The following is a 16,124-nucleotide window of genomic DNA, read 5'->3' as shown; positions in this document are numbered from 1 at the left end:
GCATGAGCGACACGCCCGAATCGTCCAGTGCGCAAGAGCGCCATCGCGAACGCATGCAGCGCAAGAAGGAGCTGGTCGATCGGAAGATCGCCCGCGCCACCATCGAGCGCGGCGTGCTGGTGGTGAACACCGGCAACGGCAAGGGCAAGAGCTCGTCGGGCTTCGGCATGCTGGCGCGATCGCTGGGTCACGGTTTCCGCTGCGGCGTGGTGCAGTTCATCAAGGGCAGCTTCTCCACCGGCGAGGAAGCCTTCTTCCGCCGCTTCCCCGATGAACTCGACTACCACGTGATGGGCGAAGGCTATACGTGGGAAACACAGGACAAGGCGCGTGATATCCAGGCGGCGCAGGCTGCCTGGCAGGTGGCGGCCAACATGCTGGCCGACACCTCGCTCGACTTCGTGCTGCTGGACGAACTCAATATCGCGCTGGTGAAGAGCTATATCGATGTTGCGGTGGTGTGCGAGGCGCTTCGTGCGCGACCGCCGCAGCAGCACGTGGTGATCACCGGTCGCGGTGCGCCCGACGCGCTGGTGGAGCTGGCCGATACGGTGACGGAAATGCGCCTGGTGAAGCACGCGTTCCAGGCGGGCATCAAGGCGCAGAAGGGCATTGAGCTCTGACGCGTTTTCTCTCCAAGGCAGGTGAGTGAGTTGCCGGAGTTGTCGATGACCGATACCAACACGTCCTGTCCTGCGCTGCTGATCTCGGCGCCCGCGTCGGGCCAGGGCAAGACCTCGGTGACGGCTGCGTTGGCGCGCTGGCATGTGCGCCAGGGCCGGCGCGTGCGCGTGTTCAAGACGGGGCCCGACTTTCTCGATCCGATGGTGCTGGAACGCGCGAGCGGTGCGCCCGTGTATCAGCTCGACCTGTGGATGAATGGCGAGGACGACGTGCGCGCGCGCCTGCATGAGGCGGCGGGCGAGGCGGACCTCATCCTCGTCGAAGGCGTGATGGGTCTGTTCGATGGCGGCCAGTCCAGCGCCGACCTGGCCCAACGTTTCGATGTGCCGGTGCTTGCCGTGATCGACGGTTCGGCGATGGCGCAGACCTTCGGCGCGCTGGCGCTGGGTTTGGCCAGTTATCGCGACGGACTACGCGTGCATGGTGTTGCCGCCAATCGCGTGGGCAGTGCGTACCACGCGCAGTTGCTGGCGGGCAGCGTGCCGCCGCATCTGCATTGGTTGGGTGCGTTGCCGCGTGACGCGTCGCTGGCGTTGCCCGAGCGGCATCTGGGCCTGGTGGCGGCGGGCGAGCTGAGCGATATCGATGCGCGGCTGGATGCCTTGGCGGATGCCTGGGCAACGCATGCCACAGCCGAACTCCCCGCGCCCGTGGGTTTTCCTGCGGCATCGCGCGCGCCGGTACCGCGGACGCTGCAAGGTTGCCGCATCGCCGTCGCACGCGATGCGGCGTTCTGTTTCCTGTATCCGGCGAACCTGGATCTGCTGCGTGAAGCCGGCGCTGAATTGCGCTTCTTCTCGCCGCTGGCGGGCGATGCGCTGCCGGCATGCGACGCGGCGTGGTTGCCTGGCGGTTATCCCGAATTGCATCTGCAGGCGCTTGCCGCACACGATGCCTTGCGCCACGCCTTGCACGATCACGTGACTGCGCGCCGGCCGCTGCTCGCCGAATGCGGCGGCATGCTCTACGCGTTGGATTCGCTCGCGGGAATCGACGGCGCGGTGTTTCCCATGGCCGGCCTGTTGCGCGGCAGCGCGGCCATGCAGGCGCGACTGGGTGGCTTGGGCATGCAGTCGGTCGTCCTGCCCGAAGGCGAACTGCGCGGCCACACCTTTCACTACGCGCTCGCGCAGATCGGCGAGTCACCCTTGGCCATGGCCAGCAACCCGGACGGCGGGCCCAGCAAGGAAGGCGTGTACCGGCGTGAACGTTTCACGGCGAGCTTCATGCACCTGTATTTCCCGTCGAACCCGGCCGCCATCGTGGCGTTGTTCCGGCCATGACGACGGCCCTGGCCATGGTGGCGGCAGTACTGCTCGATGCATGGCTGGGCGAGCCGCGGCGATTTCATCCGTTGGTGGCATTTGGGCGTCTGGTGACGTTCGTCGAATCGCGGTTGCATCGCGATCGCCGTTCCGCGGGCATCGCGGCGTGGTGTGTGGTCGTGTTACCGGTCGTGTTGGGTGCGTGGGTGATAAACGCATGGCTCGGGCATGACGCACCGTGGCTGGGGTTCGTCTATCAGGCGGTCGTGCTTTACGTGGTGATCGGTTTGCGCAGCCTCGGCGATCACGCCACGCCGGTGGCCCGCGCGCTGGAAGCCGGCGACATCCTGGGCGCGCGAACGGCGGTCGGACGCATGGTGAGCCGCGACACGGCGGCGCTGGACGATTCGCAGGTGGCCGCTGCAGCGACGGAGTCGGTGCTGGAGAACGGCAACGATGCGGTGTTCGGCGCGCTGTTCTGGTTCGCCGTGCTTGGCGTGCCCGGTGCGGTGCTGTATCGGCTGGCGAACACGCTGGATGCCATGTGGGGTTATCGCACCGAACGCTACGAGCGTTACGGTTGGGCGGCCGCACGTATCGACGATGTGCTCAATTTTCTGCCCGCACGACTGACCGCGATGAGCTATCTGTTGCTGGGCGACGCGGCACGCGCATGGCGCTGCTGGCGCGTGCAGGCGTCGCACTGGGACAGCCCCAACGCCGGTCCTGTGATGGCTGCCGGTGCGGGCGCGCTGGGCATATGCCTGGGCGGTGCTGCGCCCTATGACGGTGTGTGGGAACCGCGACCCGCGCTGGGCGAAGGCGATCCGGCCGATGCGCGTTCCATCGTGCGCGCGCTGCAGCTGGTTCGTCGCAGCGTGGTGTTGTGGCTGGTGGTGATTGTGCTGCTCGGCATCATCCGTTGGGGTGCGAGCCATGCTTGAGCACGGCGGACGCTTGCTGCAAGCGGCCAAGACCTATGGCAACGCGCCGGAGGCGTGGCTGGATCTTTCCACCGGCATCAGCCCGTTCGGATGGCCGGTGCCGTCGATTCCTTCGTCGGTATGGCAGCGCCTTCCCGAGGACGACGATGGTTTGGTCGAAGCCGCCTGCGCGTATTACGGCGCGATGCATCTGTTGCCCGTGGCCGGATCGCAGGCCGCCATCCAGGCGTTGCCGCTGCTGCGGCCACCTTCGCGCGTTGGCGTGATCGCACCCGGCTACAACGAGCACGCGCATGCATGGCGTCGTGCCGGACATGCCGTGGAAACGTTGCCGGCATCCGCATTGCTTGCAGACGTCGCACGCTTCGACGTGGTCGTGCTGATCCATCCGAACAATCCCGGCGGCGAACGTTTCGGGCGCGCTGCGTTGCTGGCTTGCCACGCATCGCTGGCGAAGCGTGGCGGCTGGCTGATCGTCGACGAGGCCTTCATGGATGCCACGCCGCAAGACAGCCTGTGCAACGAGGCGCATCACGAGGGATTGATCGTGCTGCGCTCGGCCGGCAAGTTCTTCGGGCTCGCTGGCGCGCGCGCGGGGTTCGTCGCCGCGCATCCGGGCCTGCTTGAAAAGCTGCGCGACCAGCTCGGGCCGTGGACATTGAACGGGCCGACACGTTACGTACTCCGTCAGGCGCTCGCCGATTGCGCGTGGCAAGCGACGGCGCGTGAGTGGTTGCACTCGATGAGCAGTCGGCTTGCCGTGGTGTTGTCGCGCCACGGTCTGATGCCTACTGCCGGTTGTGCCTTCTTCCACTGGTGGCAGGACGCACGCGCCGAGGCCGTGTATGTGGCGCTGGCGAAGCAGGGCGTTCTCACGCGTCTTTTTGACACGCCGGCGAGCCTGCGTTTTGGTTTGCCTGCCGATGAGTCGGGGCTGCAGCGGCTGGATGAGGCACTGGCTTCGTTGAACTTGAAGGACTCCTCGTCATGACCGCGAGCGTGCTCATGGTGCAGGGCTGCACCTCCGATGCGGGCAAGAGCACGCTGGTTGCCGCGCTGTGTCGCTGGGCCCGTCGGCGCGGCATGTCGGTGGCGCCGTTCAAGCCGCAGAACATGGCGCTCAATTCCGCGGTGACCGTGGATGGCGGCGAGATCGGCCGCGCGCAGGCCGTGCAGGCACAGGCCGCGGGCCTGCTGCCGCACACCGATTTCAATCCGGTATTGCTCAAGCCGAACAGTGATATCGGCGCGCAGGTGATCGTGCACGGGCACGCGGTGGCGAACATGGATGCGCGCCACTACCACGATTACAAACGCATCGCGATGGACGCCGTGCTGGCTTCGCATCGTCGCCTGGCCCATCGTTACGACGCGGTGATCGTGGAGGGCGCGGGCAGTCCGGCCGAGATCAACCTGCGCGATCGCGACATCGCCAACATGGGTTACGCCGAGGCAGTGGATTGCCCGGTGATCCTCATCGCCGACATCGATCGCGGCGGCGTGTTCGCCCATCTCGTGGGTACCTTGGCGCTGCTGTCGGAAAGCGAGCGGGCGCGCGTCGCCGGTTTCGTGATCAATCGTTTTCGCGGCGACATGGCCTTGCTGCAGCCGGGACTGGACTGGCTCGAACGCGAGACCGGCAAGCCGGTGCTGGGCGTGCTGCCGTATCTCCATGGACTGCAACTGGAAGCGGAAGACGCCTTGCCGCGCGAAGCCACCCGCAAGGCCGATGCGCGCCTGCGCGTACTGGTGCCGACGTTGCCGCGCATCAGCAACCACACCGACGTCGATGCGTTGCGTGCGCATCCGGAGGTCGATCTTCGTTTCATCGGAACGGATGAAGCGCATCCACCGGCCGACCTGATCGTGCTGCCTGGGTCCAAATCCACCCGGGCGGACCTTGCCTGGCTGCGCGCGCAGGGGTGGGACGAAACCATCACGCGGCATCTACGCTATGGCGGGAAAGTGATCGGCATCTGCGGAGGCTTCCAGATGTTGGGGCGGTTCGTGCATGATCCACAGGGCATCGAGAGCGAGCCGGGCTCGAGCGCTGGACTGGGCTGGTTGCAGATGGAGACTACGCTGGAGGCGCGCAAGCAGTTGCGCCGCGTGGAGGGGAAACTGGTCCTGGGAGATGCGCGAGTGAGTGGCTATGAAATCCACTGCGGCGTGAGCCGTGGCGATGCGCTGGGACAACCGGCAAGCATCCTCGATAGCGGCGAGCCCGATGGCGCGCTGACCACGGATGGCCAGATTTTCGGCACCTATCTGCACGGCCTGTTCGACGAACCGCAGGCGCTCGCCGCGCTGCTCGCTTGGGCAGGCCTGCGCGACGCCGCGCCGCTGGACATGCATGCCTTGCGCGAAGCGAGCATCGATCGCCTGGCCGACGCGGTGGAAGCGCACCTCGATATGTCTGCCTTGCTGCGTCTGCTGCAGCCGACCAAGGAGAACACGCCATGCGCACCCTGATCCTGGGCGGCGCGCGCTCCGGCAAGAGCGCGCTGGCCGAACGACTGGCGGCGGAATCCGGCCATGAGGTGGTCTACATCGCCACCGCGCAGGCGCACGATGAAGAGATGGCCGCGCGCATCGCGCACCATCGCGCGCAGCGTCCTTCCCACTGGCTCAGGGTGGAAGAACCGCTGGCGCTCGCCGATGCGCTGCAGGCGCAGGCGCGGCCCGGCCGCTGCGTGCTGGTCGATTGCCTCACGCTGTGGCTCAGCAACCTGCTGGGCGATGCCGATACCGAACGTTTCACGCGCGAACGCGACGCGCTGTTGCAGCTGCTTCCTTCGTTGAAGGGGCAGGTGTTGCTGGTCAGCAATGAAGTGGGCCTGGGCGTGGTGCCCATGGGCGAGCTGACGCGGCGTTTCGTGGATGAAGCCGGACGGCTGCACCAATCGCTCGCTGCGCAATGCGAGCGCGTGGTGTTCGTGGCCGCCGGTTTGCCGATGCCTCTTAAAGGAAACCTTGCATGAGCCAAGACTGGCTGATCGAATCCTGCTTCGCCATCGACGAAGACAGCCGCCAGCGCGCGCTCGACCATCAGGCGCAACTGACCAAGCCGCCGGGGTCGCTGGGCGCGCTGGAAACGCTGGCCGTGCGACTGGCTGGCATGCAGCACGTGGCAATGCCGTCGGTGCAGTCGGTGTGGATCAGTATTTTTGCGGGCGATCACGGCGTGGCTGCCGAGGGCGTGTCGGCCTTTCCGCAGGTGGTCACCGGCGAGATGATCCGCAACTTCGCCAACGGCGGCGCGGCCATCAGCGTGCTGGCGCGCAGCCTGGGCGCCATGCTGGAAGTGGTGAACCTGGGCACGGTGAACGATCCGGGCGAGCTGCCGAATGTGCGCCGCGCCATCATCGCGCCGCAGACCAACAACTTCTGCGAGCAACCCGCCATGAGCGCGGTGCAACTGGAACTGGCACTGCGTGCCGGTGCCGACAGCGCACAAGCCGCGCTGGAAGCCGGCGCGAAACTTTTCATCGGCGGCGAGATGGGCATCGCCAACACCACTTCGGCCGCGGCGCTTGCCTGCGGTCTGCTGCGCGAGTCGCCCAGCGCGCTCGCTGGCGCAGGCACCGGCCTGGACGCTGCCGGCATCCAGCACAAGGTCGCGGTGATCGAACGCGCGCTGGCGCTTTATCCGGCCGATGACGACGCACTGGCGTGGCTGGGGCGCGTGGGCGGTTTCGAGATCGCGGCGCTGTGCGGTGCCTATATCGCCGCAGCCCAGCGTGGCATTCCGGTGCTGGTGGATGGCTTCATCACCACCGCAGCGGCGCTGGCCGCGGTGCGCATCAACCCGTCGTGCCGCGAGTGGATGTTCTTCGCGCATCGCTCGCGCGAGCGTGGCCATGCGCGCCTGCTGTCGGTGCTGGAGGCCGACCCGTTGCTCGACCTGGGCCTGCGTCTGGGCGAGGGAAGTGGCGCGGCCACGGCTGTTCCGCTGATGCGGCTGGCGTGCGAGCTGCATTCGCGCATGGCCACCTTCGCGCAGGCAGGAGTGAGCAGCGCATGATCGGCAAGCACGTCGGCATCGATCTGTTGCGCCACGGGGATACCGGGCAGCGCAGCTATCGCGGCCAACTCGACGATGCACTCAGCCCGTTGGGCTGGAGCCAGCTGCGCGCGGCCATCTTCGGACGCAGCTGGGATGCCATCGTCAGCTCGCCGCTGCGTCGCTGCGCCGAGTTCGCGCAGGATCTGGCCGTTGCGCGGCGCGTGCCGCTGCGCATCGATCCGCGCCTGGCCGAGTATCACTTCGGCCACTGGCAGGGCGTGCCCATCGAAACCCTGGCCAAGGAGCAGGGCGATGCGTTGGGGAATTTCTGGAGAGACCCGGTGGCGCATCCGCCGCCGGGTGGCGAACCGTTCGCTGTCTTTCGCGATCGTCTTTGCGCCGCTTTGAACGAAGTGGCCGAGGCGGCGGAAACGCAGCGCGTGCTGGTGGTGACGCATGGCGGTGCGATCCGCCTGCTGCGTTGCGAAGCGGAAGGCCGCGACTTCGGCGAGATGGCGAACATCGAGGTGCCGCACGCGTCGCTGCACGCGTTGCACTGGGCGTCGCCCACGGGCACGCAGGTCAGGGCCTGATGCGCGGATGGTTCGCTGCCATCGGCTTCCTCACGCGCATTCCGTTGCCGGCGCGCGCGTTCGACGGCGCGTCGTCACCGTCGGCGCAGCTGGCCTGGTACCCCGCGGTGGGTTTGTTGATCGGCGGCTTGCTGTGGTGCCTGGGTTGGTTGTTGTCCGGTGCGTCGCCTTTGCTGGCGGCAGCCCTGCTGCTCGTCGCCTGGGTGGCGCTCACCGGCGCGCTGCACCTGGATGGCCTGGCCGATAGCGCGGATGCCTGGGTGGGCGGGCTGGGCGATCGCGAGCGCACCCTGGCGATCATGAAAGACCCGCGTAGCGGTCCTATCGGCGTTACCGCCATCGTGCTGGTGTTGCTGTTGAAGTTCGCGGCGCTGGCCAGCGTGCCGCAGCCGTCGGCGATGCTGTGGGTTGCGCCCTTGCTGGGACGCGCGGTGCTCACCGCGGCGTTCATGACGACCCCGTACGTGCGCAGCGGCGGCCTGGGCAGCGGCTTGGTAGGCGAGTCGCGCGCGGTATGTGCGGTGGCGTTGCTTCTCGCCGCCATCGTCACGCTGTTCGCCGGCTGGCATGGGCTGCGGGCCATCATCGTGGCCGCCCCCGTTTTTGCCTGGTGGCGATGGACGTGCATGCGCCGGTTGGGCGGCATGACCGGTGACACCTGCGGTGCGCTGACCGAGTTCACTGAGGCGGCCCTGCTGGTGGCGCTGGCGCTCTAGCGATTTTGCGCCGCGCTACCCCAAATCGTTGAATTCGCGCCGTTCGCCTCGATAATGGCGAACTGTCGCCTCATGCGGCCGGTGCGTGATCCCGGCGCGGCGACCGATCCTCCGGAGTGTCCATGCCTATCTACGAATTCGAATGCAGCAGCTGCGGCCACCGTTTCGACCGCCTGCAGAAAATATCCGACCCCGATCCCTCGGTGTGCCCGGCCTGTGACGTGGCCGAAGTGAAGCGCCGCCTGAGCGCACCGGGCTTTCGTCTCGCCGGCAGCGGCTGGTACGAAACCGACTTCAAGAAGGACGGCGACAAGAGACGCAACCTGGCCGGCGACAGCACGGCACCGTCGTCTTCCAGTTCGACCGGAACGACGGGATCGAGCGGTTCTTCCGGCTCCTCGGGTTCGTCCAGCGAGAGCTGACGCGTCGCGCGGCTGAACGCCGGATAGCCGGCGAGCAGGTTTCTACGAACGGTCGCAAGATATTCAATTCCGGTTGAAGATATCCCCACTAGCGTGACGAGCCGTCACTAGAAGGAGTGGGATCGATGTTCCGGATACGAACTGGCTTGATGGGTGTTGCAGCAGGCCTCATCGCCGGCCTGTTATGGGTGTCTGCACCGGCTGCGCATGCCCAAGGGCGCGACCAGGTGCGCTGCGGCAGCGACGACGGTCGCTTCACGCGCTGCCAGGTGCCCTGGCGCGATGCCGAGATGATTCGGCAGGAATCCAACAGCCCGTGCATACGCGGGCAGACCTGGGGCGTCGATCGCGGCGGCCTGTGGGTGGATCGCGGCTGCCGCGGCCAGTTCGTCGAAATGGGCCGTGGTGGCGGCGGCTATTACCCGCCGCCGGGTTATCGCCCGCCGCCGGATAACGGCGGCTGGCGCCCGGGTCCCGACTGGGATCGCGAGATCCGCCTGCAGTGCGAAAGCAACGACAAGCAGTATCACTTCTGCCAGGTGGACGTGGGCGGACGCGGCAATGCCTACCTGGTGAGGCAGCTGTCCGGTTCGCCTTGCGAAGAGGGTTACAGCTGGGGCTGGAATCGCGCGGGCGTGTGGGTTTCCAAGGGCTGCCGCGGCCTGTTCTCCGTCAATCGCCGCTGGTGACGGGCTGAAAAGTGGGCGCGGGCGCGGCTTCCAGGCCGCGCCCGGCGCCTGCCGGTGTTAACATTCCGGGTCTTCTTGTCCACGCATCACGCCGCTAGTCGGCCCGGAGTTCCAAGCGCATGCGCACGCATTACTGCGGCCTCATCGATGAGGCACTGGTCGGCCAGACCGTCACCTTGTGTGGCTGGGTCAACACCCTACGCCTGCAGAGCCACGTGGCTTTCGTCGATCTGCGCGACCACGAGGGTCTGGCCCAGGTAGTGATCGAGCGCGAGAACGCCGACGCGTTTGCGGTGGCCAACGAGATCGGCAACGAATACTGCCTGCGCGTGACCGGGACCATCCGCAAGCGCCTGTCGGTGAACGACAAGCTGCGCACCGGCACGGTGGAGCTGCTGGCCGACAAGGTCGAGATTCTCAACGCCGCGAAGGATCTGCCCTTCGCGATGCACGAGAATCCGAACGAAGACATGCGGATGACCTACCGCTATCTCGACCTGCGCCGCCCGGACATGCAGCGCATGCTGCGCACGCGCATCAAGCTGGTGCAGGCGCTGCGTCGCTATCTCGACGCACGCGGTTTCCAGGACATCGAAACGCCCATCCTCACCAAGGCCACGCCGGAAGGCGCGCGCGACTACCTGGTGCCCAGCCGCGTGCATCCGGGGCAGTTCTACGCGCTGCCGCAGTCGCCGCAGCTGTTCAAGCAGATCCTGATGATGGCCGGTTTCGATCGCTACTATCAGATCGCCCGCTGCTTCCGCGACGAAGACCTGCGCGCCGATCGCCAGCCGGAATTCACCCAGCTCGACCTCGAGTTCGCGTTCGTCGAAGAGAAGGACGTGCAGGATTTCGTGGAGGAACTGATCCGCCACGTGTTCAAGGAAGTGCAGGGCGTGGAGCTGGATGCCACCTTCCCGCGCATGACCTGGGCCGAAGCCATGCGTCGCTTCGGTTCGGACAAGCCGGACCTGCGCATTGCGCTGGAACTGGTCGACATCGCCGACGCCGTGAAGCACGTGGAATTCAAAGTGTTCGCCGAACCGGCCAACGCCGAGAACGGCCGCGTGGCCGCGCTGCGCGTGCCGGGCGGCGCCACGCTGACGCGCAAGGAAATCGACCAGCTCACCGAATACGTGGCCAAGTACGGCGCGAAGGGTCTGGCGTGGCTGCGCGTGGATGATCTTTCCAAGGGCCGCGACGGCATCAATTCGCCGGTGGCCAAGTTCCTCGACGACAAGGCGCTGGAAGGCGTGCTCAAGCTCACCGGCGCCGAAACGGGCGACATGGTGTTCTTCGGCGCGGGCACCTGGAAGGCCGTCACCGATTTCATGGGCGCATTGCGCCTGAAGGTCGGCAAGGACCGCGGCCTGGTGGAAAACAGCTGGAAGCCGCTGTGGGTCACCGACTTCCCGATGTTCGAATACGACGAGGAAGAGAAGCGCTTCGTCGCCTTGCATCACCCCTTCACCGCACCGAAGGTCGACGACATTGCCGACCTGCGCGCCAATGCCGCCATCGCGGTGAGCCGCGGCTACGACATGGTGCTCAACGGCAACGAGATCGGTGGCGGTTCCATCCGTATCCATCGTCCGGAGATGCAGAGCACGGTGTTCGACCTGCTCGGCATCACGCCGGACGAGGCGGAGATGAAGTTCGGCTTCCTGCTCAAGGCGCTGAAGTTCGGCGCGCCGCCGCATGGTGGCCTGGCCTTTGGCATCGACCGCATCGCGGCGCTGATGGCGGGCACCGAGTCGATCCGCGACGTGATCGCCTTCCCCAAGACCACCAGCGCGCAGGACCTGATGACCGATGCGCCGTCGCAGGTCAGCGAACCGCAGCTCAAGGAGCTGCACGTGAAGGTGGCGGTGGAAGCGAAGTCGGCTGGGTAAGAAAGCGCCTGGCTCTTTCGCTCGTCATTCCGGCGCACGCCGGAATCCAGTGGCGAATGGGCTGGGTGCTTGCGATGAGTTCATCAAACCTGTGAATCATCGCGAAACCCTCCAGCGAGGACCTGGATTCCGGCCCTCGCCCCCTTTTGGGGGTGCGCCGGAATGACGAACAAAACAACGCATGCTCAAACGTTGCGGCGAGAAGGCATCCGAGCACTGTGTCGCGACCTGATCGCAACTTTTTGTACACAATGGACTCTCCAGGATGACCGGGTTGCACAAGCCCGGCCGTTCCCGCCGTCGATGAATGTGTCCCACGCGCCATGACCGATCACGTCATTCTCCTGCACGGCCTCTGGATGCGCGGCTTCGCGCTCCTGCTGCTGCATCGGCGCATGATGGAAGCGGGCTTTCGCGTGCATCGCTTCGACTACATGAGCGTGGCCGCCACGCAGCCGCGCATCCTGGGCAGCCTGCAGTCGCGCATCCATGAGCTCGGCCAGGATTCGCACACCGTGCACTTGGTCGGGCACAGCCTGGGTGGCTTGCTTGCCTTGCGTGCCTGTGCGGAAGTCGCGTTGCCGCCGGGGCGGGTTGTTTGCCTGGGCTCGCCACTCAAGGGCAGCGCGGCGGCGCGGCGTTTCGCCGGCATGGGGCGGGGTGGCGAGGTGTTGCTTGGCCACAATCGCGAACTGCTGGAAAACGGCTTCGACCGCTGGAGCGGCGAGCGCGAGGTGGGCGTGATCGCCGGCAAGGTCTCGCTGGGCCTGGGCGCAATGATCGGTCAGTTCGACGGCGACAACGACGGCTGCGTGACGGTGGAGGAAACCTGCCTGCCGGGCATCGCGGACCACTGCGCCATCGAGACCAGCCACACCGGTTTGCTGTTCTCGCAGGAGGCGGCGCGGCAGGTCACGCAGTTCCTGCACCAGGGCGTTTTCGATCACGCAGGGGCCTGACAGCCCCATTCCCACCCGCTTTTGAGGGCCGCTTGCCCGCGTGACACCGTGAAGCGATAGAATTCGCGCCTTGTCCGTTCACCAGATTTGCAGGAAGTGCCATGGGTAGAGGCCCGTCCATCGAAGGTCGCAAGAACGCCGAAGACGCCAAGCGCGCCAAGGTGTTCACCAAGCTGATCCGCGAAATCACCGTGGCAACACGCGCCGGCGTCGCCGATCCGTCCGCCAATCCGCGCCTGCGCTCTGCGGTGGACAAGGCGTTGTCGGCGAACATGACCAAGGACACCATCGAGCGCGCGATCAAGCGCGGCTCCGGTGCCGACGGCGGCGCGGCGATGGAAGAACTGCGCTACGAGGGCTACGGCCCCGGCGGCATCGCGCTCATCATCGACTGCTTCACCGACAACCCGACCCGTACCGTGGCCGATGTGCGCCACGCGCTCACCAAGCACGGCGGCAACCTGGGCACGTCCGGGTCCGTGGCGTTCCAGTTCGCGCGCACGGGTGAGCTGGTGTTCGCCACCGGCGGCAACGAAGCCGCCGAGGAAAAGGTGCTGGAAGCCGCGCTCGACGCCGGTGCCGACGACGTGGTGAACGAGAACGGCGAGAGCACCGTGCTGTGCGCGCCGGAGCATTTCGAAGCGGTGCAACAGGCACTGGCCGCAGCCGGCCTCAACGCGCAGCACGGCGGCGTGGCCATGCGTCCTGCCAATCGCGTGCCGGTGCCGGAAGAGGCGCTGGAGCCGCTGCTCGACCTGCTGGAGAAGCTGGACGGTCTGGATGACGTCAGCGAGGTCTCCCACAACGCTCTGCTGCCTGCCGAGGCCGCTGGTTAAGTCCGCGGCTGTCACCAGCCCGCGGCGAGCCTTCGCCCATGACACGCATCATCGGCATCGACCCGGGCAGCCAACGTACCGGTGTCGGCATCATCGATGTCGACGCCAGCGGCAAGCTGTCCCATGTTTTCCATGGCGCGCTGGCGGTGGCTGGCGAAGCCACCTTTCCGCTGCGCCTGAAACGCATATTTGACGAGCTGTGTGCCATCATCGCCGCCCATCGGCCGGACGAGTGCGGCGTGGAGCGCGTGTTCATGGCGCGCAACGCCGACTCGGCATTGAAGCTGGGGCAGGCGAGGGGCGCCGCGATCTGCGCGGTGGTCAGCCAGGGGATCGCGGTGCACGAGTACGCAGCGACGGAAGTAAAGCAGGCCGTGGTTGGCAGCGGTCGAGGCGACAAAACCCAGGTGCAACACATGATCGGCGTCCTGCTCGGACTGAAGGGCCCCCTGCAGGCTGACGCGGCGGACGCGCTTGCCATTGCGGTGACCCACGCACACACCCGTGCCAGCCTTGCGCGCGTGGGTATTCCCCGTACCGCCTGGAGGCGTCGATGATCGGTCGTTTGCGCGGCACCCTGGTGTCCAAGCAGCCGCCGTGGCTGATGGTGGAAGTGGGCGGCGTGGGTTATGAACTCGAAGCGCCCATGTCCACCATCTACGACCTGCCGCAGACCGGCAAGGAAGTCACGCTGCTCACGCACTACGCGGTGAAGGAAGACAGCGTGGCGTTGTATGGATTCCTGCACGAGTCCGAACGCACCTTGTTCCGCAACCTGCAGAAAGTGAGCGGCATCGGCGCGAAGATCGCGCTGGCCGTGCTGTCGGGCGTGTCCACCAACGATTTCGCGCGCCTGGTGCAGGCGGGCGACGTGGTGGCGCTCACCAAGATTCCCGGCATCGGCAAGAAGACGGCCGAACGCATGGTGGTGGAGCTGCGCGATCGCGTGGACGGACTCGCCACCGCATTGCCCGGCATGCATCCGTCAACGAACGGCGCGCCGCTCGACCCGGCCGGCGAAGCCACCGTGGCCTTGCAGCAGCTCGGCTACAAGCCGGCGGAAGTGACTCGCCTGGTGCAGAAGGTTGCCGCCGAAGGCGACACCGCCGAATCCATCATTCGCAAGGCGCTGCGCGCCGCACTAGGGAATTGAGACGTGACCCCGGATTCCACACACGGCATGTCCGACGCTGATACCAAACGTCGGCTGGCTACGCTCGCGCTCGGCGCGATCGGCGTGGTCTACGGCGACATCGGTACCAGCCCGCTGTACACCTTGCAGACCACGCTGCATCACGAAGGCCATGGCCTTCCCACTGCCGAAAGCATCTTCGGCGTGCTGTCGCTGATCTTCTGGGCGCAGATCATCGTGGTGTCGCTGAAGTACGTCGTCTTCATCATGCGCGCGGACAACAAGGGCGAGGGCGGCATCATGGCGCTGCTCGCGCTGGCCCTGCGCAGCGTCAAGGGCGATGCGCGCAGTCGCTGGGCGCTCGCCATCATCGGCATCTTCGGCGCCGCGCTGTTCTATGGCGATGGCGTGATCACGCCGGCCATTTCAGTGCTGTCCGCGGTGGAAGGCGTGAAGGTGGCGGCGCCGCACCTGGAGCACTGGGTGGTGCCGATCACGGCGGTGATCCTGTTCCTGCTGTTCACGCTGCAGCGTCACGGCACCGAGCGCGTGGGCAAGCTGTTCGGCCCCGTCATGGTGATCTGGTTCATCGTCATTTCCCTGCTCGGCGTGAACCAGATCGTGCGCAATCCGCACGTGCTGCTGGCGATCAATCCGTACTATGGGGTGAGGTTCTTCTTCACCCACGGCTTCCAGGCCTTCATCGCCCTCGGTGGCGTGGTACTGGCGCTTACCGGTGCCGAGGCGCTGTATGCCGACATGGGGCATTTCGGCAAGCGTCCGATCCGGCTGGCCTGGTTCAGCTTCGTACTGCCGGCGCTGGTGCTCAATTACTTCGGCCAGGGCGCGCTGCTGCTCGATCATCCCGAAGCCATCGACAACCCGTTCTTCAAGTTGACGCCGGAACCGCTGCTCTATCCGATGATCGGCCTGGCCACGGTGGCCACGGTGATCGCGTCGCAGGCGGTGATTTCCGGTGCGTTCTCGATGACGCGCGAAGCCATGTCGCTGGGTTATTCGATGCGCATGCCGGTGGTGCATACCTCGCGCGAAATGTCCGGCCAGATCTTCGTGCCGTGGGTGAACAACTTCCTGTTGATCATGGTGCTGGCCGCGGTGCTCGGCTTCCGCAGCTCGGACAACCTGAGTGCCGCCTACGGCATCGCGGTGACGGGCACGATGACCATCACCACCATCCTCGCGCTGATCGTGGCGCGTCGTCAGTGGGGCTGGAGCCGACTCACGGTGATCCTGGCGGGCGTGCTGCTGCTCACCATCGATCTCTCGTTCCTCGGCGCCAACCTGATCAAGATCGAATACGGCGGCTGGTTCCCGCTGGTGCTCGGCGTCGCGGTGTTCATCGTGATGACCACCTGGCGCCGTGGCCGCGAACTGGTGGTGCGCGAGATCAAGCAATCGGGCCTGGCGCTGGACCCGTTCATTGCGAACATCGCCGAGCATCCGCCGCTGCGAGTGCCGGGCACGGCGGTGTTCCTCACCGCCAATCAGAACGCGGTGCCGCACGCGCTGTTGCACAACCTCAAGCACAACAAGGTGCTGCACGACCGCAATGTGCTGCTCACGGTGGAAATGCTCGAAACACCGACCGCCGATTTTGGCGAACGCATCGAGATCACCGAGCTGGGCGGCGACTTCTACGGGCTGGCGCTGCGCTTCGGCTTTGCGGAAGACCCCAATATTCCACGCGCGCTGTCCAAGTGTTCCAAGATGGGCCTGCCGTTCGACATGATGGACACCACGTTCTTCCTGTCGCGCGAAACCATCATTGCGGACGCCAAGCGACCGGGCATGGCGTTGTGGCGCGACAAGCTGTTCGCCTTCATGGCACGCAACGCGCTGCCTGCCACGGCGTTCTTCCAGATTCCAGGCAATCGCCTGATCGAACTGGGCGCCCAGGTCGAAATTTGAGGAAAAGGGCGCTTCGGCGCCCTTTTTCGTTGTGGGGCTGGCCGAGCGGGCTTTTTT

17 protein-coding genes are annotated in these 16,124 nt (G+C 66.1%); all 17 read left to right on the top strand.

Features of this window, described 5'->3' with window-relative positions:
• The first annotated feature begins 2 nt into the window (after positions 1-2).
• Complete coding sequence (cobO, locus tag ABIC75_RS08135) at positions 3-623, top strand: cob(I)yrinic acid a,c-diamide adenosyltransferase (protein WP_354013344.1); 621 nt, start codon at positions 3-5, stop codon at positions 621-623.
• Positions 624-668: 45 nt separating this feature from the next.
• Positions 669-1,967 (top strand): cobyrinate a,c-diamide synthase, encoded by a 1,299-nt coding sequence (locus ABIC75_RS08130; protein ID WP_354013343.1) that lies wholly within the window; start codon positions 669-671, stop codon positions 1,965-1,967.
• Positions 1,964-2,893, top strand: a complete 930-nt coding sequence (cbiB, locus tag ABIC75_RS08125; RefSeq protein ID WP_354013342.1) for an adenosylcobinamide-phosphate synthase CbiB — start codon at positions 1,964-1,966, stop codon at positions 2,891-2,893. Before ABIC75_RS08130 ends, cbiB begins: the two co-directional genes overlap by 4 nt.
• The gene (gene cobD, locus ABIC75_RS08120; protein ID WP_354013341.1) at positions 2,886-3,884 is read left to right on the top strand and encodes a threonine-phosphate decarboxylase CobD; all 999 of its coding nucleotides are present in this window, start codon (positions 2,886-2,888) and stop codon (positions 3,882-3,884) included. Before cbiB ends, cobD begins: the two co-directional genes overlap by 8 nt.
• A complete protein-coding gene (locus tag ABIC75_RS08115; protein ID WP_354013340.1) occupies positions 3,881-5,365 on the top strand; it encodes a cobyric acid synthase in 1,485 nt (494 codons plus the stop codon). Before cobD ends, ABIC75_RS08115 begins: the two co-directional genes overlap by 4 nt.
• Entirely contained in the window at positions 5,353-5,874 is a 522-nt protein-coding gene (cobU, locus tag ABIC75_RS08110; protein WP_354013339.1) for a bifunctional adenosylcobinamide kinase/adenosylcobinamide-phosphate guanylyltransferase, read from the top strand. The genes ABIC75_RS08115 and cobU overlap by 13 nt, the downstream gene beginning before the upstream one ends.
• A complete protein-coding gene (cobT, locus tag ABIC75_RS08105) occupies positions 5,871-6,917 on the top strand; it encodes a nicotinate-nucleotide--dimethylbenzimidazole phosphoribosyltransferase (RefSeq protein WP_354013338.1) in 1,047 nt (348 codons plus the stop codon). The genes cobU and cobT overlap by 4 nt, the downstream gene beginning before the upstream one ends.
• Positions 6,914-7,492 carry a histidine phosphatase family protein gene (locus tag ABIC75_RS08100; RefSeq protein ID WP_354013337.1) on the top strand — a complete coding sequence of 193 codons (579 nt, stop codon included), beginning with the start codon at positions 6,914-6,916 and terminating at the stop codon, positions 7,490-7,492. Before cobT ends, ABIC75_RS08100 begins: the two co-directional genes overlap by 4 nt.
• Positions 7,489-8,208 (top strand): adenosylcobinamide-GDP ribazoletransferase, encoded by a 720-nt coding sequence (locus ABIC75_RS08095; protein WP_354013726.1) that lies wholly within the window; start codon positions 7,489-7,491, stop codon positions 8,206-8,208. Before ABIC75_RS08100 ends, ABIC75_RS08095 begins: the two co-directional genes overlap by 4 nt.
• A gap of 122 nt (positions 8,209-8,330) precedes the next feature.
• Positions 8,331-8,630, top strand: a complete 300-nt coding sequence (locus tag ABIC75_RS08090; RefSeq protein WP_354013336.1) for an FmdB family zinc ribbon protein — start codon at positions 8,331-8,333, stop codon at positions 8,628-8,630.
• Between the two features lie 125 nt (positions 8,631-8,755).
• Positions 8,756-9,319: a DUF3011 domain-containing protein gene (locus ABIC75_RS08085; RefSeq protein WP_354013335.1), complete on the top strand. Its 564-nt coding sequence runs from the start codon at positions 8,756-8,758 to the stop codon at positions 9,317-9,319.
• Between the two features lie 119 nt (positions 9,320-9,438).
• On the top strand, positions 9,439-11,211 hold the full coding sequence (gene aspS / locus ABIC75_RS08080) for an aspartate--tRNA ligase (RefSeq protein WP_354013334.1): 1,773 nt from the start codon (positions 9,439-9,441) through the stop codon (positions 11,209-11,211).
• Between the two features lie 323 nt (positions 11,212-11,534).
• Positions 11,535-12,170 (top strand): esterase/lipase family protein, encoded by a 636-nt coding sequence (locus ABIC75_RS08075; protein WP_354013333.1) that lies wholly within the window; start codon positions 11,535-11,537, stop codon positions 12,168-12,170.
• A gap of 101 nt (positions 12,171-12,271) precedes the next feature.
• Positions 12,272-13,006, top strand: a complete 735-nt coding sequence (locus ABIC75_RS08070) for a YebC/PmpR family DNA-binding transcriptional regulator (RefSeq protein ID WP_354013332.1) — start codon at positions 12,272-12,274, stop codon at positions 13,004-13,006.
• Between the two features lie 38 nt (positions 13,007-13,044).
• A complete protein-coding gene (gene ruvC / locus ABIC75_RS08065; protein WP_354013331.1) occupies positions 13,045-13,563 on the top strand; it encodes a crossover junction endodeoxyribonuclease RuvC in 519 nt (172 codons plus the stop codon).
• Positions 13,560-14,159: a Holliday junction branch migration protein RuvA gene (ruvA, locus tag ABIC75_RS08060; RefSeq protein ID WP_354013330.1), complete on the top strand. Its 600-nt coding sequence runs from the start codon at positions 13,560-13,562 to the stop codon at positions 14,157-14,159. The genes ruvC and ruvA overlap by 4 nt, the downstream gene beginning before the upstream one ends.
• A 27-nt stretch (positions 14,160-14,186) precedes the next feature.
• Positions 14,187-16,067, top strand: coding sequence for a potassium transporter Kup (locus tag ABIC75_RS08055; RefSeq protein WP_354013329.1), 1,881 nt, complete (start codon positions 14,187-14,189; stop codon positions 16,065-16,067).
• Positions 16,068-16,124 lie beyond the last annotated feature (57 nt).

It is taken from the genome of Dyella japonica, assembly GCF_040545895.1.
GTDB lineage: Bacteria > Pseudomonadota > Gammaproteobacteria > Xanthomonadales > Rhodanobacteraceae > Dyella > Dyella japonica_D.
The sequence above is the reverse complement of the archived record's forward strand: the minus strand, read 5'-3'. Positions and strand labels throughout refer to the sequence as shown.

Excerpts from the sequence above, each read along its gene's own strand:
- ruvA (WP_354013330.1), top strand. The coding sequence starts at position 13,560 with ATGATCGGTCGTTTGCGCGGCACCCTGGTGTCCAAGCAGCCGCCGTGG.
- cobO (WP_354013344.1), top strand. The coding sequence starts at position 3 with ATGAGCGACACGCCCGAATCGTCCAGTGCGCAAGAGCGCCATCGCGAA.
- cobT (WP_354013338.1), top strand. The coding sequence starts at position 5,871 with ATGAGCCAAGACTGGCTGATCGAATCCTGCTTCGCCATCGACGAAGAC.
- cobD (WP_354013341.1), top strand. The coding sequence starts at position 2,886 with ATGCTTGAGCACGGCGGACGCTTGCTGCAAGCGGCCAAGACCTATGGC.
- aspS (WP_354013334.1), top strand. The coding sequence starts at position 9,439 with ATGCGCACGCATTACTGCGGCCTCATCGATGAGGCACTGGTCGGCCAG.
- ABIC75_RS08130 (WP_354013343.1), top strand. The coding sequence starts at position 669 with ATGACCGATACCAACACGTCCTGTCCTGCGCTGCTGATCTCGGCGCCC.
- ABIC75_RS08115 (WP_354013340.1), top strand. The coding sequence starts at position 3,881 with ATGACCGCGAGCGTGCTCATGGTGCAGGGCTGCACCTCCGATGCGGGC.
- ABIC75_RS08070 (WP_354013332.1), top strand. The coding sequence starts at position 12,272 with ATGGGTAGAGGCCCGTCCATCGAAGGTCGCAAGAACGCCGAAGACGCC.
- cbiB (WP_354013342.1), top strand. The coding sequence starts at position 1,964 with ATGACGACGGCCCTGGCCATGGTGGCGGCAGTACTGCTCGATGCATGG.
- ABIC75_RS08055 (WP_354013329.1), top strand. The coding sequence starts at position 14,187 with ATGTCCGACGCTGATACCAAACGTCGGCTGGCTACGCTCGCGCTCGGC.
- cobU (WP_354013339.1), top strand. The coding sequence starts at position 5,353 with ATGCGCACCCTGATCCTGGGCGGCGCGCGCTCCGGCAAGAGCGCGCTG.
- ABIC75_RS08075 (WP_354013333.1), top strand. The coding sequence starts at position 11,535 with ATGACCGATCACGTCATTCTCCTGCACGGCCTCTGGATGCGCGGCTTC.
- ABIC75_RS08085 (WP_354013335.1), top strand. The coding sequence starts at position 8,756 with ATGTTCCGGATACGAACTGGCTTGATGGGTGTTGCAGCAGGCCTCATC.
- ABIC75_RS08090 (WP_354013336.1), top strand. The coding sequence starts at position 8,331 with ATGCCTATCTACGAATTCGAATGCAGCAGCTGCGGCCACCGTTTCGAC.
- ruvC (WP_354013331.1), top strand. The coding sequence starts at position 13,045 with ATGACACGCATCATCGGCATCGACCCGGGCAGCCAACGTACCGGTGTC.
- ABIC75_RS08100 (WP_354013337.1), top strand. The coding sequence starts at position 6,914 with ATGATCGGCAAGCACGTCGGCATCGATCTGTTGCGCCACGGGGATACC.